The following is a 20,627-nucleotide window of genomic DNA, read 5'->3' on the forward strand; positions in this document are numbered from 1 at the left end:
GAATGACGGAGGTCTAGACGAGGGACAGCATGCGCCCCTTCAGGTCGCGCGACGGCGCCCGCGTGGCTCAAACTGAGCGAATACGGTCCTTATGCGGGCTTCCGGCGTAAGGTATCCAACATCAGCTTGCCCGAGCGAGGGAGGATCTTCATTGGCATTGGACGCACTACCGGCGATCAAGTGCTTTGCGATAAATCGTTCCGCTGGAATTTCCAGGCCGCCCAACCAGGACTTGGGGTTGGTCGTTAAACGGCGGAAGCTCTCATCCGGGCCGAAAACGGTATGACTAACGAATAGCAACAACGCCAAAGCCGGCACCGCAATAGCGGTCTCTTTATAGAACGACATTTATCCGCGCCTCCAACAGGAAGCGCATAATGGAACGCTTGCATCAACACCGCTCTAACCAGCGAGGCGATAATGCTGCAGCGGTTACTTGGCGGTTAGCATTTCGCGAAAATTTTAATCAATTGCAGAAGCCTGATGCAGCGATGAGCGGAAGCGGCGTTTGCACTCATCGAAGCGCGCCTTTCGACGGTGAGCCGGTAACTTCCGGTCTACCCCGATAAGCGGACCTTTCCCGAGGCCGTCGGCATGTCTCAAAGGTGCCAATAACGGTCATGCGCAAAAAGTAAAGGCACCGATTTTTGTACCTAACCCAAGACGGCGCAGAGTACCATATTTGGCTTGCATTGTGGGCGTCTGTTTTGAATAGATAGGTCGGAATGTACGCTTCTGAATCGGCCTTACATCGAAAGCAGCGGCAGGTTCCAAGGAAGCTCGTATACATCGCTCGCTCTAAATGTTGGCAATGAGCCGGTACGACACCGAATTATTCTAATAACTTTTGCCCGTTCCAAAACAATATCTCTGCTTCTAGCTTTTTTTGCGCCTCGGCTCGGTTGAGCACAGTCAATTGCCGCGTCTGAATGTCAAAGATCACCGCCGTCACGAGCGTTCCGTCGCGTCGAACACGAAAGACATACATATTGTCTGGGTTGTTATCTGGCTTGCGTAAACTGACCACAATGTCCTGATCGTTTCCGCGACTGACGGCCATAAAATGAAGGATTCCGCTCTGTGTTTCTTTGTAGACTTCTTGCCGACTCGGCCAGCTTTGACCGGTAGCAGAGAGACCTAAGGCGTTTGCTATTAGTGGGGGGATGTCTCGCTCGATCCCTTCGCGAGCGATCAGGCCGAGTATCTTGGAAAGCAGTTCGGGAGTCAGCGCCGAGTTCTGAGCTGAGACACAGGTGATAGTCGTTGCGAATGCCAGCATCACCAAAACGGCCAGCGACGTAAGACGATTGGCCATCATTTGAAATCCCCCGACTTCGAACGATCAAGCGCAGCGTTGCAGATTGCTGTCCGCTTGCGGCGCGAGGGCCGTGCTACTGCCCCACCACCCAGAACACTAAGAAATTCAGCCGCCGCATGTCTGCCCCTAAGGCTCAATAGGCGGCATCCTAACGGTTGGACCGACGACTTGACTAGGGCATCCCGACACTGCCGCCAGACACAGCCAATGTCTCAGTTGGGTCATAAGCGGAAGTCGCTCAGGCTAAACGGCGTGTCGGTTCTGCCCGCAGGAGCGGACATCGTCAGCTGGACCGACCATGCTGGAAAGTGCTGGGAACAGATTGTGACGGATTTGACTCGCGCGAATCCTCACGCCGCGTGCGCCGATTTTCGCAACAGCGCCGCGGCAATCCTGAGATCATCGAGAAAACGTTGGTATTCCCGCGCCTTGGCGGCTTCATCGGGCAGCCGCAACAGATAGGACGGATGCACCGTCACCAGCGCCTTGATCCCGTCATCAAGATCGATCAGGCGGCCGCGGTTCTTGTTGATCGGCGTGATTTTCCCGAACACGCTTTGCGCGGCGGTGGCGCCCATCGCCACCACGAGCGCCGGTTTGATCGCGGCCAGTTCGCGTTCATACCATGGCCGGCAGGCCCTGATTTCCGGCGTCGTCGGCTTCTGGTGCAGGCGGATCTTGCCGCGCGGGACGAACTTGAAATGTTTGACCGCATTGGTGACGTAGACTTTCTTGCGGTCGATGCCGGCTTCCTCCAGCGCGCGGTCGAGCATCTGCCCCGCCGGTCCGACGAATGGTTTGCCGGCAAGGTCTTCCTTGTCGCCGGGCTGCTCGCCGACCAGCATCGCCGGCGCATGCGGCGGGCCTTCGCCGAACACGGTCTGGGTCGCGTCTTTCCAGAGCGGGCAGGCGCGGCAATGGGCGGCGTCTTGGCGCAGGGTCTGGAGGCTGGATGACGCAGTTGCCATGGGGGTTTCCTACGAGGATGGCGGGATGGTTAGATAATTATTGCCATGCACGCTTCGCGCAATCGCGTGAGCCTTGCTTACAAGCTCGCGGGCAAGCGCCAGATAGTTCTGACATTCGGGAAAAAGGGGTTTGCCGCCGATGGTGAATTGCTCTGGTCGTGGCCGAACTGGTTGTGCGGGCAATGTGGCCGCCCATTGCAGCGCTGTATCGTCGCTGAGGCTCGGCTCTAATGGTCGGCTCTCAGCATCGGGAATGCGACTGGTTGGATTAGCCGCGTGAATCTGCCCGAAGGGGCCATGGACCTTACCTTCGATATTCGGAGAGCCGAGTCGGTGCTCGGAAACGTTCCGTTCGGTCGTCAACGGGTGGTCGGAAAAGGCTTTCTTGTCAGCTCGAAACTGATCTGAAAAGTCCGTCCGGCGTCGCTGTTCGTCAGGCGAAAGGCCCTGCCACCAAACTCGCATTTCCGCGCTTCCGCGATGGTCATCACCGAAGCAGGCTTCGATGATCCAAGCAACACTGCGCGCCTTGGTCAGAAACGAGTCGACGAGCGAGTAGAACGAACTCTGCCAATCGTGACCGACAATTGCACCGGAAGCTTCCAGGACAACCGCCATATGCGTTCGCTCGGGTCCTTGAAGGCACCTCGACATGTCTGCGAGCAGGGTCTGCGCTTCGCCGAGCTTTGCCTCCACGCGAGGCCAGAGATCATCTTGAGTTGTGATCATAGCTCAATTTCTCGCATTAGACTGGTATCCCTCGTTCCCTACCGCTCTCCCGGCCACCACCTCGAGGGCGGATTGCTCCCCGATATCTTAGTCGGCCGCAACGCGATCAGATGGCTGCGCTTGTAGGGGTAACCACGGACCTGCGTTGAATATCCGTAGATCCCATTGGGATCGCTCATGAAAAACTAAACCCTCAATCCCGATTGACTCTCCTGCCCATGTTAGCTTTATATTAGAACATATCATGAACAAATGAGCCAGCCGCGGGTTCTCCCTGAACCGAACCAACAGGCGGCCCAACCTTCTTAAGGAGCGGCGCGGATGACCGGCGCACGCACGAACACGCTTGCGAGCTTGCGCGGCAATATCGAGCGCATCGAGGCGCATGGCGAGGCGTATTCGCCGCGCCGGGTGGCGCTCGGGCATGCCGACGCCGACGCGACGCTGCAGGGCGGCCTCGCTTTGGGGGCGATGCACGAAGTGTTTGCGGAGGCCGGCCGGCAAAGTGCCGCGGCGACCGGTTTTGTCGCCGGGCTGGCGGGCCGGGCGGCGGCAACGAAACTTCCCCATCGGCCGCTGGTGTGGATACGGCAGGATTTCACCGAAATTGAATCGGGCGCGGTGTCGATGAGCGGGCTGAGTGAACTCGGTCTCGATCCCTGTCTTTTGGTGACGGTGCGCGCCGCCGATGTGGACAGCGCGCTGCGGACGGCCGCCGACGCGCTGGCCTGCGATGCGGTCGGCGCCGTCGTGCTGGAAGTCTGGGGCGGGGCGCGGCAGCTCGACCTCGTCGCCAGCCGCAAACTGACGCTGGCGGCGCAGGCCTCGGGCGCGACCTGCCTGGTGCTGCGGATGGCGGCGGAGCCCCAGCCGTCGACCGCCGAGACCAGATGGATCGTGCGCGCGGCGCATTCGCCGCCCGCCGCCCCCTGGAGCGCGTGGGGCGCGCCGGTGTTCGACGCGCAGCTTGTCCGCAACCGTCATGGCCCTGTCGGCCGCTGGATCATGGAATGGAAATGTGATGAGTGCCTTTTCGGAAAACCGGCGGCGTATCCTCAGCCTGTGGCTGCCGCGCCTGCCCATCGACCGCATCAAGCGCCAGCTCGCGCAAGAGGTAGCGTTTTCAAGCGAAGTGGACACCGGTTCGCGTAAAGAAAACGCGTCAGAAAAAACAACGAAAGCGTTTTCAAAAGAAGTGGTTACCGGTTCGCGTGAAGAAAACGCGTCAAAGCAAGTTAAAGCGTTTTCTGAACCCAGCATCGTCGTCGCCAGGCAAAACAACGCGCTGCAGATTTTTGCGCTCGACGACGCGGCCGCGCGTCTCGGCCTCGATGTCGGCCTGCCGCTCGCCAATGCCCGCGCCATCTGCCCCGAGGTGCAGGTGTACGATGCCGATGAGGCCGCCGACGCTCATGCGCTGAACGCCATTGCCGCCTGGTGCGACCGCTTCACCCCGCTGGTGGCGCTCGATCCCCCGTACGGCCTGTTTCTCGACATCACCGGCTGCGTGCATCTGTTCGGCGGCGAGGCCGCGATGATGCGGCTGTTGTGCGGTGCATTGACCGCGCAGGGGTTTGCGGTCAGCGCCGCCATCGCCGGCACCGCCGTGTGCGCGCGGACCCTGACCCGTTATGCCCATGGCCGCATCGTCCGCGCCGGCGAGGAAGCCGATGCGGTGAGGCCGCTGCCGGTGTCGGCGCTCGGCGCTGAGGCGGCTGTGGTCACGGGCCTGCGCCGCGCCGGCCTGAAAACCATCGGCGATGTGGCGGACCGCGCCCGCCATGAAATCACCGCCCGATTTGGCGCTGGTTTCACCGCGCTGCTGGAACAGGCGCTGGGGCAGGGCGATGCGCCGATCAGCCCGCGCCAGCCGCTGCCGGATTACATCGTGGAAAAGCGGTTCGCCGAGCCGGTGGCGACGGAAGTCGTGATCTCGGCGACCTTGTCGGGGCTGGCCGCGATGCTGGTCGCGGCGATGGCGCAGCAGGGCAAGGGCGCGCGGCGGCTGGAAGCCCGTTTTTTCCGCACCGATGGCGCGGTCCGCACCATTGCGGTCGATACCGGCCAGCCCGTGACCAGGGGAGAGGTGATCGACCGGCTGTTTCGCGAGCGGCTCGATGCCTTGAGCGATCCGCTCGATCCCGGCTTCGGATTCGACCTCATTCGTCTGTCCGCAAGCCGCACCGAAATCGTCGTGCAGCAGCAGCGCGATCTCGACGCCAATGTCCACGACAATGACGAACTGGCCGCCCTGATCGATCGCATCGCCGCGCGCATCGGCGGCAAGCGCGTGGTCGTGCACCTGCCGCAGGACACCCATATTCCGGAGCGCGCGGTACTGGCGGCAGCCGCGCAGCATCACCTGGCCGCCGCCGCGCATGCCGTCTGGCCGGCGCGGGCCGAGGGCGAGCCGCCGTTGCGGCCGTTGCGGCTGTTCGAGCGGCCGGAACAGATCAAAGTCATCGCGCAGGTGCCGGATGGGCCGCCGGCGCGGTTTGTCTGGCGCCGCGCCACCCACGCCGTGGTCCGCGCCGAAGGTCCCGAACGCGTCGCCATGGAGTGGTGGCGCGCGGAAAACGCGGCGTTGACGCGGGATTATTTCCGCGTCGAGGACGAGGCGGGTTTGCGGTTCTGGCTCTATCGCGACGGACTTTACGACCGCGAGATCGTGCAGCAGGAGGGCAGGGCCGTGCAGCCGAACTGGTTCATGCATGGATTGTTCGCGTGACCGCTCCGGCCTACGCGGAAATCGGAATCACGACGAATTTCTCATTCCTGCGCGGCGGATCGCATCCGCAGGATTACGTGCATCAGGCCAGCAAGCTCCGGCTTCCCGCCATCGGCATCGCCGATCATAACTCGCTGGCCGGCCTGGTGCGGGCTTACAAGGAACTCGAGCATCCCGACGTCAAATTCAAGCCAAAGCTTCTGATCGGATCGCGGCTGGTCTTTATCGACGATACACCGGACATCCTGGTCTATCCGCGCGATCGCGCGGCCTACGGCCGGCTATGCCAGCTGCTCACCCGCGGCAAGCGCGGCGACGGCACCGCCAAGGGCGAGTGTCATCTGAGGCTCGATGATCTGCTGGAATTCGCCGAAGGGCAGCTTCTCGTTCTGGCGTTGCCGCATCGTTTTATGGAGGCCGGGGCGCTTGCGGTGCTGGAGCGGCTGCGGCAGAGCCGCGCCAACGGCGTATGGCTTGCGGCGAGCCTGCTGTACCGGGGCGATGACCGCCGTCGTCTGGCGCGGCTTCATGGCATCGCGGCATCAGCCGGCGTGCCGCTGCTGGCGACCAATGAGGTGCTGTATCACCATCCGTCGCGCCGCCCCTTGCAGGATGTCCTCACCTGCATCCGCGAAAAGACCACCATCGAGACCATCGGCACGCGCCTTGAAGCCAATGCCGAACGTTACCTCAAGCCTTCGGGCGAAATGGCGCGGCTGTTTTCCGACGTGCCGGAGGCGATCGCGGAAACCATGCGGTTTGCCGGCCGCATCGGCTTTTCGCTGGATCAGCTCAAATACCAGTATCCCGACGAGCCGGTGCCGCCGGGCAAGACCGCGCAGTGGCATCTGGAAGATCTGACTTGGGCCGGCGCGCACAAAAGATTCCCGGTCCGGATTTCGCCCAAGACCAAAAAGGTCCTGCACAAGGAGTTGCGCCTGATCAGGAAGCTCAACTACGCGCATTACTTTCTCACCGTGCACGATATCGTCCGTTATGCGCGCGCGCAGAAAATCCTCTGCCAGGGCCGGGGATCGGCGGCGAACTCGGCCGTCTGCTATGTGCTCGACGTGACTTCCGTCGATCCGACCAAGGTCGATCTGTTGTTCGAGCGCTTCATTTCCAAGGAGCGGCTGGAGCCGCCCGATATCGACGTCGATTTCGAGCATTCGCGGCGCGAAGAGGTGATGCAATATGTCTACCGGCGCTACGGCCGGCACCGCGCGGCCATCATCGCCACCGTCATCCACTACCGGCCGCGCAGCGCGATCCGCGACGTCGGCAAGGCGCTGGGGCTGACCGAGGACGTGACCGCGGCGCTGGCCGATACGGTGTGGGGAAGCTGGGGCAAGGGCCTCGACGAAAAACAGGTCAGGCAGGCGGGGCTCGATCCGCAAAACCCGATGGTCGAGCTCGCGGTCGAACTCGCCAGCGAGCTGATCGAGTTTCCCCGGCATCTGTCGCAGCATGTCGGCGGTTATGTGCTGACCCAGGACCGGCTCGATACCTACGTGCCGATCGGCAATGCCGCGATGGACGATCGTACCTTCATCGAATGGGACAAGGACGATGTCGACGCGCTGAACATGATGAAGGTCGATGTGCTGGCGCTGGGGATGCTGACCTGCATCCGCAAGTGCTTTGACCTGATCGCGGACCACAAGGGCGAGCGTTACGAGTTGGCGAGCGTCCCGCAGGACGTGACGCCGGTCTACGACATGCTGTGCCGGGGTGAATCGCTCGGCGTGTTCCAGGTCGAAAGCCGCGCCCAGATGAACATGCTGCCGCGCCTGAAACCGCGGGTATTTTACGACCTGGTGATCGAGGTCGCCATTGTTCGCCCCGGTCCGATCCAGGGCGACATGGTGCATCCCTATCTGCGCAGGCGCAACGACCAGGAGAAGGTGGTCTATCCGTCGCCGTCATCAGCGCATGGCGACAAGGATGAATTGCGCCGGGTGCTGCACAAGACCCTCGGCGTGCCGCTGTTCCAGGAACAGGCGATGCGGATCGCCATCGAGGCCGCGAAGTTCACCTCCGAAGAGGCCAACGGCCTGCGCCGCGCCATGGCGACATTCCGCAATGTCGGCACCATCGGCAAGTTCGAAGCCAAGATGGTCAACAACATGATCGCGCGCGGTTACGCCCCGGAATTTGCGAAAAACTGTTTCGACCAGATCAAGGGATTCGGCTCTTACGGTTTCCCGGAGAGCCACGCCGCGAGCTTCGCGCAGCTGGTCTATGTCTCGTCATGGCTGAAGCATTTTCACCCCGATGCCTTTTGCTGCGGGTTGTTGAATTCGCAGCCGATGGGCTTTTACGCGCCGGCGCAGATCGTCGGCGACGCCCGCAAGAACGGCGTCGAGGTGCGCGAGATCGATGTGTCGTTCAGCCATGCCCAGAATATGCTGGAGGAGCGAAGCGGGAAGTATCACGCCGTGCGGCTCGGTTTTCGCCAGATCGACGGATTCAGGTGGGCCGATGCCGACGAGGCGCGGCTGAAGCGAAGCTTGCTGTCATTCCGGGACGCGCCGCTAGGCGCGGACCCGGAATCTCGAGATTCCGGGTTCGTCGCTGCCGCGACGCCCCGGAATGACGATGGGGAGATGGAAGACTGGGCCGAGCGCATCGTCGCCGCGCGACAACGCCGTCCGTTTACCTCGCTGGAGGATTTTGCCCGCGACACCGGTTTGCCGAAGCGGGCGCTGATCCTGCTGGCGGACGCCGATGCGTTTCGCTCCATCGGGCTCGACCGCCGCGCCGCGCTTTGGGCGGTGCGGCGTCTGCCTGATGACGTGCCGCTGCCGCTGTTCGAAATCGCCACCGCGCGCGAGCAACCCGACGAAGAGGCGCAGCCCTTGCCGCTGATGCCGCTGCCGGAGCAGGTGGTAGCCGATTATCAGACCATCCGGCTGTCGCTGAAGGGCCACCCGATGGAATTCTTAAGGCCGGGGTTTGACCGCGAACGCGTCATCGCCTGCGCCGCAGTTTCCGATGCCAATGACCGGCAATATGTCCGCTGTGCCGGCGTGGTGTTGGTGCGCCAGCGCCCGGGCAGCGCCAAGGGCGTCGTCTTCATGACGCTGGAGGATGAAACCGGCATCGCCAATATCGTGGTGTGGCCGAAGGTGATGGAGCGCTTTCGCAAAGAAGTGATGGGCGCGCGGCTGGTGCTGGTCGAAGGCTATATTCAAAGCAGCCCCGAGAAGGTCGTGCATCTGGTCGCCGAACGGCTGTTCGACCGCTCCCGCGATCTCGTCGGTCTTGCCAATGACGCATTCGGCCGGAAACATCCGGTGCCGGTGGGCCCTGCGCTGGTCGAGCCGCTCAATGACGATCCTCGCGAGCATGTCGACAATCCGGCCCAGAAAATCCGCCATCCCCGCAACGTGCGGATCCTGCCGCCCTCGCGGGATTTTCATTAGGACCAGCCGCCATTGCGAGCGAAGTCTCCGAAGCCAGTCATTCCGGGATGGTGCGTTAGCACCAGACCCGGAATCTCGAGATTCTCCGATGTGCAATTGCACATCGTAGTTCGATGCTTTGCATCGCCCCGGAATGACTGCTTCTTGCTTCGCTTCGCTCGCAATGACGGTGAGGCCGCTTTCGCGGATGATGACAGCTTGATAATTTCGCGGCATCCTCTGAAGGAATCACCATGCCAACGCCCCGCGAAATCCTCGCCGACCTCTGGACTCTGGCCGGCGGCGAGCCTGCCGCACTCGATGCCGTGACGCTGACGGGAGAAGAGCCGCAGCTGCCGTCGTCGTTTCGGCTCGCCGCCGCGGCGCAAGCCAGCATCGCCGCGGCCGGGCTCGCTGCCGCGCATATCCATAAATTGCGCAGCGGGCAAAGCCAGGATGTCGCGGTCGACATGCGCCACGCCGTGGTCGAATGCCGCAGCGAGCGCTATTTGCGCGTCGACGGCAAGCCGCCTCCGCCGGCCTGGGACACTATCGCCGGCGTCTACAAGACCCGCGACCGGCGTTTCGTCCGGCTGCACACCAACTTTCCCCATCACCGCGATGCGGTTTGCCGGGTGCTGGACTGCAAGGCGGAACGCGACGATGTTCAGGCCGCGCTGCTGCAATGGGACGCCGAGGCCTTCGAGACCGCGGCCTATGCCGTGGGCGGCGTGGTCGCGATGATGCGCTCACATGACGAATGGTCCGAGCTGCCGCAGGCCAGCGCGCTGGCCGCATTGCCGGTGATCGCCATCGACAAAATCGGAGAGGCGGCACCGAAACCGTGGCGTGCCGGCGACCGTCCGCTCGCAGGCGTCCGCGTGCTCGATCTGTCGCGGGTGATCGCGGGCCCCGTTGCGGGCCGTACGCTCGCCGCGCATGGCGCCGAGGTGATGCTGATCTCGGGCCCCGATCTGCCGGCGATTCCCTGGCTGACGATCGATACCGGCCGCGGCAAGCTGTCGAGTTTTGTCGAGCTCAAGAGCGAGCAGGGGCGGCAGACGCTGCGCGAGCTGCTCGCACAGGCCGATATTTTCTCGCAAGGCTACCGGCCGAGTTCGCTGGCTCACCTCGGCTTCTCGCCGGAAGAGGCGGCGCGGATCAATCCGGGCATCGTCTTCGTGTCGCTCTCGGCCTACGGCCACGCCGGGCCATGGGCGGAACGCCGCGGCTTTGACTCGCTGGTGCAGACCGCGACCGGCTTCAACCACGCCGAAGGGCAGGCCGCCGGCGTCGATGGACCGAAGGAATTGCCGGCGCAGATCCTTGATCATGCCACCGGCTACCTGATGGCATTCGGCACCATGATGGCGAAGGCGCGCCAGGGCAGCGAAGGCGGCAGCTGGCATGTCCGCGTGTCGCTGGCGCAGACCGGACGATGGCTGTGGAATCTCGGCCGGGTCGCCGATGGTCTTGCGACCGAAGATCTGAAGGGCGAGGCGGTCAGCGCTTTTGTCGAAGAGGTGGCTTCCGGCTTCGGTCCGCTGCGGTCGATCCGGCATTCGGCGCAGTTGTCGAAAACCCCCGCATTCTGGGCGCTTCCTGCGATGCCGCTCGGCAGTCACCCGCCACACTGGTAGCCGCATGGGGCATATGCCCACAATTCCTGCCCACCCGGATTGTGGTTGACGAGGCATGCCCCGCCGTCCCTTGATGGCATCCAGGGATGAAACCGCGGGGAGGTCGCCATGCGGAACGCGGAACGCCAAACTCCAACCAGTCCAATCAGGACGTCCGATCAGATTCTGGGAGAAATCCGCGACTATTGCCGCGCGACCCAGACCGCGGAATCCACCTTCGGACGATTGGTCGTCAACGATGGCAAGCTGGTCTCGCGATTGCGCGACGGCGCCAGGATCACCACCGGCACGCTCGACAAGGTCCGTGCCTATCTGTCCGAGCGTCGCAGCGCGCCATCATTGGCGCGACACGAACCGTCCGCGGTCGTCAAGCCGATCAACGGCGCCAACGCGGCGGCCGACATTGCGCCAGCCGGCTTCCGGTTTTTCGACAACCGGCAGAAATATCTTCTGTTCGTCTCGACCTGCAGCGAGAAGACCGAGATCGCCAACCGCGTTTCGCTCGAGCTCGGCAATCTGCAGCCGTCACCGCCGGCGCTGCGGATCTTCGACGCCGGCGTCGGCGACGGCACCGTGCTGTCGCGGGTGATGCGGGCGGTGCACGCCCGCTTTCCGACCATGCCGTTGTATGTCGTCGCCAAGGAGATTAGTTACGAGGACGTGCGGCTGATGCTTGAAAAGATGGCGGACCGCCTGTTCGAGCATCCCGCCACCGTGCTGGTCGTCACCAATCTCTATTATGCCGAAGCGCCCTGGCTGACGCCGCGTTCCACGACCTCGGCGCAAAGCCTGATCTGGAAGGATGTCGCGCTGTCGGGCAATACCGCGCACGGCTTTGCCGATCAGATCGGACAGCTCGAAGGCTTTCTGGCCGAAAACTGGCGCGCCGGAATCAGTCCGACCACCGGCAATCCGGTCTATACGCGCCCCATCATCCTGACCTTGCGGCGCGAGGATCACTCGTTTCTGCTCGACCCGATCATGCCGCGGCCCGGCCGCGTGATGGCCGACTACGATCTGGTGATCGCCTCGCAGCCCTATCGGGCGCGGGCCAGCGTCGAATTCAAGGCCTCGAAGGTGGTGACCCCGCTGGTTCGGTCGCTGCGACCCGGCGGCCGGCTGATCGGCATCCATTCGCACGGCCACGACCCCGGCATCGAGATCATCGAAAACGTCTGGCCCGGCGACGATCCCTTCAAGACCGATCGCTATGCCATCCTGCGCCAGGTCAAGCACGAACTCGGCGCGGAGGCGCGGCATTACAATTTCAACGCCTCCTCCGACGCCCGTTCGATCTTTCGCTATCACATGCACACGCTGCCGGACGAGGTCAGCGGTCCGATCGGAACGTCAACGCTGTTCGCGGCGTGGAACGCCGCCATCTATGTGGCGCAAATCGAGGACGTCAGGCTTTCGGAGGTCGTCCGCGACGGTCGTTACCTCGAAGCCACCGACCGGGTGCTGAAACAGCACGGCGGTTTGTGGTTCAACGATGAAACCTATGTGATCTCGCGCCGCCGCGCCTAGCCATGATCCGGGATCGAGCCATGACCGCACCTGATCAGGCTTCATCTGGCGAACTCGCCCAGCTGCTGTCGGCGGCCTCGGTCGAGGTTTCGTCGCGCGGACATCAGCTACAGGAGTTGCGGGACAATTTTTGTCCCGGCACCGATGTGACGATCACCTTTCTGCCCGGCGACGACTACCGTCACAATGTCGAGACGGCGGTCGCGTTGCGCCGTGCCGGTTTCAACCCGGTGCCCCATGTCGCGGCACGCGAAATGCCGTCGCGCCAGGCCCTCGACGACTTTCTGTCGCGGGCGCGGGGCGAGGCGGATGTCACGCGCCTCCTTCTGATCGCTGGCGACGTCGCGGCTGCGAAAGGCCCGTACCGCTCGGGCCTCGATGTCTGCGCCAGCGGATTGATCGAGGGACGCGGCATTGCGCGCTTGAGCGTGGCCGGCCATCCCGAGGGCCATCCCTATCTGACGGCTTCCGCTACCTTAAAAGGGTTCGAGGCGTGGCGCGACTGGGGGCAGCAGGCAAACATCGACGTCGATGTCGTGACGCAGTTTTGCTTCGAAAGCGCGCCGATCCTGGGCTGGATCGGCGAGCTCGACGCGCGCGGCGTCAACCTTCCCGTCATCGTCGGTCTTGCCGGACCGGCGAGCCCTGCGACGCTGATGAAATTCGCGCTCCGCTGCGGCGTCGGCAATTCGATGCGGTCGCTGCGCGGCCAGATCGGCCGTTTCGGCCGGCTCTTGACGGAGACCGGGCCGGACGAGGTCGTGTGCGGCTTGCAATCGGCGCCGCCCACCGCGACGGCGTCGATTGCCGGGTTTCACCTGTTTCCGTTCGGCGGACTGCGCAGGGCCGCCAACTGGTTGCGCAGCTTTCCTCAGGAAATGCTGCGGCCGATGGCGCAGCCGGCGTCGCGCGCCGACTCTCAGAACCCGTAAAGCCGGACCGGATTGTCGACCAGGATCTTCTTGCGGACGCCTGCATCCGGTGCCCACACCGCGAGCTGGTTGAGCAGGCGGCCGTCGTCGATCTGGTACAGCGGCGTCAGCTCGGTCGGCTTCTTGTCCGGAGAGATCGTTGAATTCGGGTGTGGCCAATCCGTGCCCCAGACGAGGCGGTCGGCGTTCGCGGCAATCAGGGCCTTGGCGAACGGCACCGCATCGGGATAGTCGGGACCTTTGTTCGAGAGGCGGTAAGCGCCGGAGATCTTTACATAGGCCTTGCCGCTTTTCACGGCCTCGATGAGGTCCGCCCAACCCGGCTGTTCGAGGCCGAGCGCTGCATCCGCACCGCCGAAATGGTCGAACACGACAGGGACGGGCGAGGAGGCAAGCACATCCTTGATGGACGAGAGCAGCGGAAGATTGGTGTAGACCTGGACGTGCCAACCGCGTCCCTTCACGCGTTCGATCGCGGCCTCCAGGCGTTTGCGTCCGATGCTCGGATCGTTGACACCACTGGTGGCGAGGTTGACGCGGATGCCGCGTATGCCTGCTTTGCCCATCGCGTCGAGATCGCTCTCCGGCGTCTTGTCGTCGATCACGGCAACGCCGCGCCCCGTGTCGCCACGGAATTTGATGCCCTCCAGCGTTGCCCGATTGTCGGTTCCGTAGACGCTCGGCGTCACGATCACCACGCGCTCGATGTGCAGCGCCTTGTGCAGCGCCGCCATCTCCTCAGGTGATGCGGGCTCGGGCGTGTAGACGCGGCCGGCGAAGAACGGATATTTTTCGGGCAAGTGAATGTGGGTGTGGCAGTCGCAGGCCCCGGCAGGAACGTCGAAGTTCACCGGCGTCGTGGGTTGTGACGCCATTGCCAGCGCGGCTCGGTCGGGCATGGCTACTCCGGCGGCAATTGAGGCAAGCAGAAGGTCGCGTCGGTTGAGCATGGGTCGTCTCCTCGGTTCGGCTTTTCATTATTCGGCGGCGGCGGCATTGGCGCGCGCCATGGCGGCGGGATCGCCCGCCGCGCGCGCGGCAAAGAACGTGATGACCGCGCATGCGAACGAACAGGCGGCCAGGAAATACAGCCCGGCTTCAAAGCTCTTGGTGGAATCCTTGATCCAGCCGACGATGAAGGGGCCGAAATAGCCGCCAAGATTGCCCGTGGCATTGATCAATGCGATCGCGCCTGCCGCCGCCGTGCCGGTGAGGAATAGCGAGGGCATCGGCCAGAAGGCGGCGCGCGAGCCGTAGATGCCGACGGTGGCCGCGGACATTCCGATCAGCGCCCAGTAGGAAGCGCCGGACCACGCCGCGAAAGCCAGACCAAGGGCGCCAAGGGTCGAGGCCGCGATGAGATGCCAGCGGCGCTCCTTGTTGCGATCGGATGACCAGCCCCACGCGATCAGGCCGATGGTGCCGATGATGTAGGGCACCGAGGACACCAGGCCGGTCATCATGTTGGTGAGGCCGATACCCTTGATGATTTGCGGCATGAAGAAGACGATGCCGTAATTCGCCGTCACGCTCATCAGATAGATCGCCGAAAGCGCGACGACGCGGGGGTCGGCCAGCGCCCGCATCAACGTCAGGCGGCCGGCGCTTTCGACCTGGCGATTTTCGCCATCGATCCGCGCCTGCAGCCAGGTTTTTTCCTCTGCGCTGAGCCAGTCGGCGCGCCCCGGCCGGTCCGTCATCACCTTAAGGATGACAAAGCCGAGCAGGATGGCGGGCACGGCCTCGATCAGGAAGATCCACTGCCAGCCCTTGATCCCGAGCACGCCATCCATTTCGAGAATGGCGGCGGAAACAATCGACGCCACCGCGTTGGCGACCGGCTGGGCGATGAACAGGGTCGAGATCACCCGGCCGCGATATTCGGAAGGAAACCAGTAGGTGAAATACAGGATCATGCCGGGAAAGAATCCGGCCTCCGCCGCCCCAAGCAGGAAGCGAATGATCAGGAAGCTTGTCGCCCCCGTGACAAAGGCGGTGAGGCCCGAGATGATCCCCCAGGAGATCATGATCCGTGCGATCCAGATCCGCGCCCCGACCTTTTCCAGGATCAGATTGCTCGGAATCTCGAACAGGAAATAGCCGAAGAAGAAGATTCCGGCGCCCCAGCCGTAGATATAGGCGCTGAAGCCGAGGTCCTTGTTCATGGTCAGCGCGGCGAAGGAAATATTGCTGCGATCGATATAGGCGATGCAGTAGGCCAGCGCGACGAGCGGCAGCAGCCGCCAGGACACCTTGGCGATGGTCCGGCGCTCGATCGCCTGCGTACCCTGCGCCGTGGCCATGAAATTCCTCCCGTTCCGCGCTTGTTCCGCGCCTGTTGATTATCGGCAGCGTGAACTTTTCCTAACCCGTCCGCAAGACGGTTGTGCAAGGCTAGTTGAGCTTCGGAACGAATAGCTTCGCGTCGTCTTCCAGCAGTAGCCGGTCCCGCACCAGTTGCTGCGCTGCTTTCGCTATCGCCGCCGCGCGATCGCCATCGTTCGGATAACGTTCCGCCATCGACCGGCGTGGATCGTTGTTCTTCAGCCGTTCCGCGCGGGTTGCCGCGAATGGAATCATGCTGCCGTTGTTGTCGCACAATTCGCCTTCGCCAAACCCCGCCTTGCGCACGTTCCAGCCGGTGTGGGTTGCCGCCGGCACTTCCAGCGTCGGCAACCGCACGCCGGCGAGGTCGCGGCCATCGGCATCCGTCTTCGGCACGAAGACCGGATAGGCGGGGCCCTTGGCGGGCGGCATCTCATCGGATTTGAGCAGCGTCGGCTGCGCAATTCGGCTCGGATAGGCGAAGCCCGCGATATGAGGGAAACCGACCTTGTCGATCGCAGGCGGCACCAGCGTTGCGTTGCTGCGGCTGGGGTAGCGGCTGTTTGGCGGCAACGCGCCCTTGCTGATCCAGCCATCCATAGCAACCAGCAAGGCTCGCACCGAGGGGCCTGCATTCAGGGGATTGGTGGGATAGGCGCAGGTCTTCGCCATCTCGGATTTGGCGTTGGCGAGCGAGTAGTGCTGCAGGTTCGACAGCAAAAAGAGCCTGACATTGCCGGGCATCGTGAGCGCTCTGCCTTGCGTGTCCGTCACGACAAGGGAGGCGCGCTGCTGATAGAATTCGAGCTCGCTGTCGGTCTTGATGATCTTTGGGCAATTGCCGGCTGCAAGGCAGCGTGCCAGGAAGCCGTCTTTCTTTCCCGAGAGCCTGTCGGTGATCACGGGATAGGTGAACGGAAAATCCGCGCCGGGATACAGCATGTCCGCATGTTCGTAGGGCGACCGGCCGGGTTGGCTGAAGCGGTAGTTGGTGAAGGTCTTCTTGCCCCCGGAGATATGCGGCATCAGCCCTTCAAAGACGACGCGGCCGGCCTCGTCGGCATTGAAGCCAAGATAGAGATAGTCGTGCAAATAGCGGCCGCTCTGCGACAGCCCAACCCGATCGCGCGGTCGATCTGGCCGGCGACGGGATTGGCGGTCCCCGCCGCATCCGCTTTCTCGTTGCGAAGGAATGAGACAATGTCGCGGGTGGCGGCGAAGCCGAGGCCCATCACCTTGGGATCCTTGGCGGTGTAGATGAACTCATAGATCGCGCCGGCATCGAAGCCTTCCGGACGCTTGATCGCGATCTTGGTTGGTCCTTCGAATTTGACTTCGAGGCCCGCGGGCGTCGCACGCGGATCGGCCTCGCGCTGGCGCACGCTGATTTTGGCATGGGTTGGATCGAGGTCGGCGGCGGGATAGCTCAGCGTGGCGCTGGCGGGATTATCCATGTGGTCGAAGATGAATTCTTCACGCGCAAGCCCGCTGACGCCGGGCACGACAGGCGGCGTAAAGGTCATTCGCCCGCCACCCGGCGCGACGTCACCCTGCCAACCGCTCCACACCACCGTGTAGCCGCGATTCATCAGGAAACCATTGCCGCCGTCAGCGGCTTTCGCGAGATCGTTGGTCACGACCGGAATGTCGTTGAACAGCGCAAGGCCGAGCTTGCTGCCGCGATTGAGCACTTCGTAGAACAGCCGGCGGTTGCCTTTGGCGGCGACGGTGGGGCGCAGGATCTCGACATCGGTGACGGCTTCGACCAGACCTTGCGCGTTGCGCGGCGCGCGGTCGAGGTCGGCGATGATGGTATTGTGCGGATTGTCGGGCGCCACCGCGATGGTCGCGCGCGCGACGATACGGTCATAGGTGCCGACCGTGCCGAAGGTTCGTCCCTCGAACGCCGGCGATTCCACGCGCACAATCTCGAATTTGATGACTTTCGCGGCGCAAGGGCTGCCAAGACCACTGCCAAGAGCGATGATCCCGGCGATCAGAATGATCGCGCGCTGCAAATGTCCCATGGCGTTGTTCCCGATGCCTATGCCCGACGTGACTCGCCACGGCCTTCGAACTGAGACTACAGAGGGAAGCGTCAGGCGGGAAGGGCCTTGCATTTGATGCATCGCTGCAGTGCGATTCAGGCAAGCTGCACTGCGATGGCCCTGCGGACAGCGGCCCTTTGGTCTTCCTTGACCACCGCAGATGGCGCCGCTGAGAAGGTCGATCGTGTTGATTGAAATCAAAACGGAAGGACACCACCGTGCGTTAGTTGGGAAATGCGACCGCTGCCACCAGAACGGACCGACATAATCTCCCGTGAGGAGGCCGGGACCCTTCCCGGACTCTTCGCCAGACGCGTCGACCGTAGCCCTGATGCGGTTGCCTACTGCGAGCATCGGGATGGTGTTTGGAAAGAGCAGACATGGCGAGAGATGGGACAGCGCGTCTCTTGCCTCGGAGGGGCGATGGCGGGCAGCGGGCTGCGGCCCGGCGATCGCGTCGCGGTCTTGCTGCCGAACGGCACAGATTGGGTGGCATTTGACCTTGCGGCAGCGGCCAACGGCCTGATCACGGTGCCGCTTTATGCGCATGACAGCCCTGAAAGCATAGCTTTCGTGCTTGCGGATTCGGGGGCCCGGCTCTGCCTCATCGATACCGCGGCGCGATGGAACACCCTGGCGCCCTTCGTCGACGCCAACGCAGCCCTTGAGCGCGTCTGGGTGAGGGAAGGGCTTGATGGGATACCCGTTTCGCCGCACCGCCACCGGCGGCTCTCCACGCTCCTCGGCGCTCTCGCGGAGAGCCGGCCCGACGCCAGTGCGTTGCGCTGCGCTCCGCAGGATGTCGCGACAATCGTCTACACGTCGGGTACGACGGGTCGCCCGAAAGGCGTGATGCTCACGCATTCCGCCATCCTGTGGAACGCTGAAGCGAACACGAAGCTGATTCCGCCGCTGCCGGGCGACATCTTTCTGTCGGTCTTGCCACTAGCCCACGCGTTCGAGCGCACGATAGGCTACTACTTGCCCATGATGGGAGGCTCGCGCGTTGTCTACACTCGCTCTGTCGAGGGATTGCAAGAGGACCTCACGACCATCCGCCCAACGGTACTTGTCGCCGTTCCGAGGCTGTATGAGCGAATCTACGAGGCGGTGCGCCGCGAGGCGGAAGCCAGTCCATTAAAGCGCCGGATCGTGGCGCTGGCTGCCAGCCTCGGCTGGGAGCTGCATGAATTTCGGCATGGCCGGGGCCCGGCGCCTGGCTTCGTTGCGCGCGGGATGCTCTGGCCGTTGCTCGAACGCTTGGTGGCGCGCAGGGTCCTTGCCGCGTTGGGAGGACGCCTCCGCGTGCCGATGAGCGGCGGGGCCGCGCTCCCGACCAAGGTTGCCCAATTCTTCGCCGGCCTTGGCTTGCCGCTTATCGAGGGCTACGGGCTGACCGAGGCCGGGCCCGTTGTCACTTCGACGGCCATCGAGGGCAGCCTGCCCGGTTCGGTCGGTCAACCTCTTTACGGCCTTGAAGTTAGACTCGGCGAGCAATCGGAACTCATCGTGCGATCGCCGGCGGTCATGCAGGGCTACTGGCAAAATGAGCAGGCGACGGCCCAGGCCCTGTCGCCGGATGGGTGGCTCAGGACCGGCGACATCGCGGAGATCCGAAACGGCAGCGTGTTCATCACGGGCCGGCTCAAGGAAATACTCGTTCTCTCGACCGGAGAGCACGTCGCGCCGAGCGCCGTCGAGGCGGCGATCCAGAACGATCCGCTGTTCGAGCAGGCGTGTGTCATCGGCGACCAACGGCCCTGCGTCGTTGCAATCCTCGTGCTCAATCGCGAAGGCTGGCTACGGCTTGCGCGTGATCTTGCGATCGACCCTGCTGACCTCGATGTATCCGTCGCGACGGATGCGATCCTCTCACGCATCTCGGCCCAGACGCGCGGCCTGCCGCCCATCTGGCAAGTGCGCGCAATCCTCGCGACCACCGCTCCATGGACGATCGCGGACGGAAGCCTGACGCCCACCCTCAAGGTCAAGAGACGGGTGATTGAAGCGCGTTTCAAGGAGCAGATCGATTCTCTCTACCGCCGCGTCGCAGAGCAACGGCAGTCCGCGGCATCGCGTCGTCGCGGTTGAGATCACGCGCGGTCGCCGGGGCTTACCATCAGCGAAGGCCGCAATGCTGTTCAGCCCAGCTCCTCCGCGACAGCCTTGCGGACGGCCGCCCGTTCGGACATTCGGTGTCGGTGATCCCTAAGCTTTGGAAACCGGGCGATATCCACGCTGTCTGCCTCCATCCACTGCGCCAGCGTGAACAAATAGGGGTCGCAGACCGTATAGCTGTCGCCCATCACCCACGGCCCCTGCAGCATCTTCTGCTCGATCAGCTCGAAGCAGGCTCCCACGGAGTCCGGCACCTTGCGTTTCATCGCCTCTATCGCGGCCGGATCATCGGCCCAGCGGGTCCCACGCATGCGGTGGGCGTGGGCCACATGCACCGACGAGCACAGATAGCTGTTGAAAGCCTGCACCCCGGCAAAGCGGAAGGGATCATCCAGCGGCGCGAGCTTCGCCTTTGGAAAGCTCTGGGCAATGAAGGCGAGCATCGCCGGCGTCTCCGTCAGTATCCCGCGCTCGGTGACCAAAGCGGGGACGCGTCCCTTCGGGTTGATGGCGAGGTATTCCGGCGAGCGTTGTTGGTGGGCGGCGAAGTCGATCCGCACCGTGGAATATTCGGCGCCGGCGTCCTCCAGCGCGATGTGAGATGCCAGCGCGCAGGTGTGAGCCGCGTAGTATAATTTCATCATCGAGTGTTTCCTCTTGTATCAACGGCACAATACAATCACCGTCATCCTGAAAGTCCCACTGCTCGCAATGACGATAGCATAGCTCATTGCTCCGGGCTGCATTCTTGGTTAGCTATCCCTCTTGTCTCGCCCGGTTAAGGAAATGCATGCCGAAGCTGTTTTCCGATCCTGAGGCCATCGCCGAGGATATCATCCGCGACGTCGGCACCAATCTGGTGGTTGGCTTGCCGCTTGGCCTCGGCAAGG

15 protein-coding genes and 1 pseudogene are annotated in these 20,627 nt (G+C 63.2%); 7 read left to right on the top strand and 9 right to left on the bottom strand.

Features of this window, described 5'->3' with window-relative positions; translation table 11 throughout:
• Positions 1–39 precede the first annotated feature (39 nt).
• The 4 genes and pseudogenes from E8A46_RS28740 to E8A46_RS28755 form a co-directional block, all read right to left on the bottom strand.
• Positions 40–348, bottom strand: a complete 309-nt coding sequence (locus E8A46_RS28740) for a hypothetical protein (RefSeq protein WP_291568383.1) — start codon at positions 346–348, stop codon at positions 40–42.
• 484 nt (positions 349–832) lie between these two features.
• Positions 833–1,318 carry a hypothetical protein gene (locus E8A46_RS28745; protein ID WP_291568385.1) on the bottom strand — a complete coding sequence of 162 codons (486 nt, stop codon included), beginning with the start codon at positions 1,316–1,318 and terminating at the stop codon, positions 833–835.
• A 350-nt stretch (positions 1,319–1,668) separates the two neighbouring features.
• Positions 1,669–2,274 (bottom strand): annotated as a pseudogene (locus E8A46_RS28750) (UdgX family uracil-DNA binding protein); the annotation flags it as partial.
• A 21-nt stretch (positions 2,275–2,295) separates the two neighbouring features.
• A complete protein-coding gene (locus E8A46_RS28755; RefSeq protein WP_291568389.1) occupies positions 2,296–3,015 on the bottom strand; it encodes a hypothetical protein in 720 nt (239 codons plus the stop codon).
• Between the two features lie 321 nt (positions 3,016–3,336).
• Here E8A46_RS28755 and E8A46_RS28760 point away from each other — a divergent pair, with 321 nt between their 5' ends.
• From E8A46_RS28760 to E8A46_RS28785, 6 genes are all read left to right on the top strand, one after another.
• Positions 3,337–4,167: a DNA repair protein gene (locus E8A46_RS28760; protein ID WP_291568390.1), complete on the top strand. Its 831-nt coding sequence runs from the start codon at positions 3,337–3,339 to the stop codon at positions 4,165–4,167.
• Positions 4,168–4,210: 43 nt separating this feature from the next.
• Complete coding sequence (locus E8A46_RS28765) at positions 4,211–5,743, top strand: DNA polymerase Y family protein (protein ID WP_291568415.1); 1,533 nt, start codon at positions 4,211–4,213, stop codon at positions 5,741–5,743.
• Positions 5,740–9,168, top strand: coding sequence for an error-prone DNA polymerase (locus tag E8A46_RS28770; protein ID WP_291568393.1), 3,429 nt, complete (start codon positions 5,740–5,742; stop codon positions 9,166–9,168). The genes E8A46_RS28765 and E8A46_RS28770 overlap by 4 nt, the downstream gene beginning before the upstream one ends.
• Before the next feature lie 233 nt (positions 9,169–9,401).
• Positions 9,402–10,787 carry a CoA transferase gene (locus E8A46_RS28775; RefSeq protein WP_291568395.1) on the top strand — a complete coding sequence of 462 codons (1,386 nt, stop codon included), beginning with the start codon at positions 9,402–9,404 and terminating at the stop codon, positions 10,785–10,787.
• A gap of 108 nt (positions 10,788–10,895) precedes the next feature.
• Positions 10,896–12,314: a hypothetical protein gene (locus tag E8A46_RS28780; RefSeq protein ID WP_291568396.1), complete on the top strand. Its 1,419-nt coding sequence runs from the start codon at positions 10,896–10,898 to the stop codon at positions 12,312–12,314.
• A 20-nt stretch (positions 12,315–12,334) separates the two neighbouring features.
• Positions 12,335–13,246 carry a hypothetical protein gene (locus E8A46_RS28785; RefSeq protein WP_291568399.1) on the top strand — a complete coding sequence of 304 codons (912 nt, stop codon included), beginning with the start codon at positions 12,335–12,337 and terminating at the stop codon, positions 13,244–13,246.
• Here the strand turns inward: E8A46_RS28785 and E8A46_RS28790 are convergent.
• The 4 genes from E8A46_RS28790 to E8A46_RS28805 form a co-directional block, all read right to left on the bottom strand.
• The gene (locus E8A46_RS28790) at positions 13,234–14,196 is read right to left on the bottom strand and encodes an amidohydrolase family protein (RefSeq protein ID WP_291568401.1); all 963 of its coding nucleotides are present in this window, start codon (positions 14,194–14,196) and stop codon (positions 13,234–13,236) included. The two genes, E8A46_RS28785 and E8A46_RS28790, sit on opposite strands and share 13 nt — an antisense overlap.
• A 27-nt stretch (positions 14,197–14,223) precedes the next feature.
• Complete coding sequence (locus E8A46_RS28795; RefSeq protein ID WP_291568403.1) at positions 14,224–15,549, bottom strand: MFS transporter; 1,326 nt, start codon at positions 15,547–15,549, stop codon at positions 14,224–14,226.
• Positions 15,550–15,640: 91 nt separating this feature from the next.
• Positions 15,641–16,663, bottom strand: a complete 1,023-nt coding sequence (locus E8A46_RS28800) for an alpha/beta hydrolase domain-containing protein (protein WP_291568405.1) — start codon at positions 16,661–16,663, stop codon at positions 15,641–15,643.
• A complete protein-coding gene (locus tag E8A46_RS28805; protein ID WP_291568407.1) occupies positions 16,597–17,598 on the bottom strand; it encodes a hypothetical protein in 1,002 nt (333 codons plus the stop codon). The genes E8A46_RS28800 and E8A46_RS28805 overlap by 67 nt, the downstream gene beginning before the upstream one ends.
• Positions 17,599–17,853: 255 nt before the next feature.
• On the opposite strand from E8A46_RS28805, the gene E8A46_RS28810 reads away from it, so the two are divergent.
• Positions 17,854–19,710 (top strand): long-chain fatty acid--CoA ligase, encoded by a 1,857-nt coding sequence (locus E8A46_RS28810; RefSeq protein WP_291568409.1) that lies wholly within the window; start codon positions 17,854–17,856, stop codon positions 19,708–19,710.
• Between the two features lie 50 nt (positions 19,711–19,760).
• Here the strand turns inward: E8A46_RS28810 and E8A46_RS28815 are convergent, their stop codons facing one another.
• Complete coding sequence (locus E8A46_RS28815) at positions 19,761–20,381, bottom strand: glutathione S-transferase N-terminal domain-containing protein (protein WP_291568411.1); 621 nt, start codon at positions 20,379–20,381, stop codon at positions 19,761–19,763.
• Between the last annotated feature and the right edge of the window lie 246 nt (positions 20,382–20,627).

Source organism: Bradyrhizobium sp. (assembly GCF_004799445.1).
GTDB lineage: Bacteria > Pseudomonadota > Alphaproteobacteria > Rhizobiales > Xanthobacteraceae > Bradyrhizobium.

Excerpts from the sequence above, each read along its gene's own strand:
- E8A46_RS28740 (WP_291568383.1), bottom strand. The coding sequence starts at position 348 with ATGTCGTTCTATAAAGAGACCGCTATTGCGGTGCCGGCTTTGGCGTTG.
- E8A46_RS28745 (WP_291568385.1), bottom strand. The coding sequence starts at position 1,318 with ATGATGGCCAATCGTCTTACGTCGCTGGCCGTTTTGGTGATGCTGGCA.
- E8A46_RS28755 (WP_291568389.1), bottom strand. The coding sequence starts at position 3,015 with ATGATCACAACTCAAGATGATCTCTGGCCTCGCGTGGAGGCAAAGCTC.
- E8A46_RS28760 (WP_291568390.1), top strand. The coding sequence starts at position 3,337 with ATGACCGGCGCACGCACGAACACGCTTGCGAGCTTGCGCGGCAATATC.
- E8A46_RS28775 (WP_291568395.1), top strand. The coding sequence starts at position 9,402 with ATGCCAACGCCCCGCGAAATCCTCGCCGACCTCTGGACTCTGGCCGGC.
- E8A46_RS28780 (WP_291568396.1), top strand. The coding sequence starts at position 10,896 with ATGCGGAACGCGGAACGCCAAACTCCAACCAGTCCAATCAGGACGTCC.
- E8A46_RS28785 (WP_291568399.1), top strand. The coding sequence starts at position 12,335 with ATGACCGCACCTGATCAGGCTTCATCTGGCGAACTCGCCCAGCTGCTG.
- E8A46_RS28790 (WP_291568401.1), bottom strand. The coding sequence starts at position 14,196 with ATGCTCAACCGACGCGACCTTCTGCTTGCCTCAATTGCCGCCGGAGTA.
- E8A46_RS28795 (WP_291568403.1), bottom strand. The coding sequence starts at position 15,549 with ATGGCCACGGCGCAGGGTACGCAGGCGATCGAGCGCCGGACCATCGCC.
- E8A46_RS28805 (WP_291568407.1), bottom strand. The coding sequence starts at position 17,598 with ATGGGACATTTGCAGCGCGCGATCATTCTGATCGCCGGGATCATCGCT.
- E8A46_RS28810 (WP_291568409.1), top strand. The coding sequence starts at position 17,854 with ATGCGACCGCTGCCACCAGAACGGACCGACATAATCTCCCGTGAGGAG.
- E8A46_RS28815 (WP_291568411.1), bottom strand. The coding sequence starts at position 20,381 with ATGATGAAATTATACTACGCGGCTCACACCTGCGCGCTGGCATCTCAC.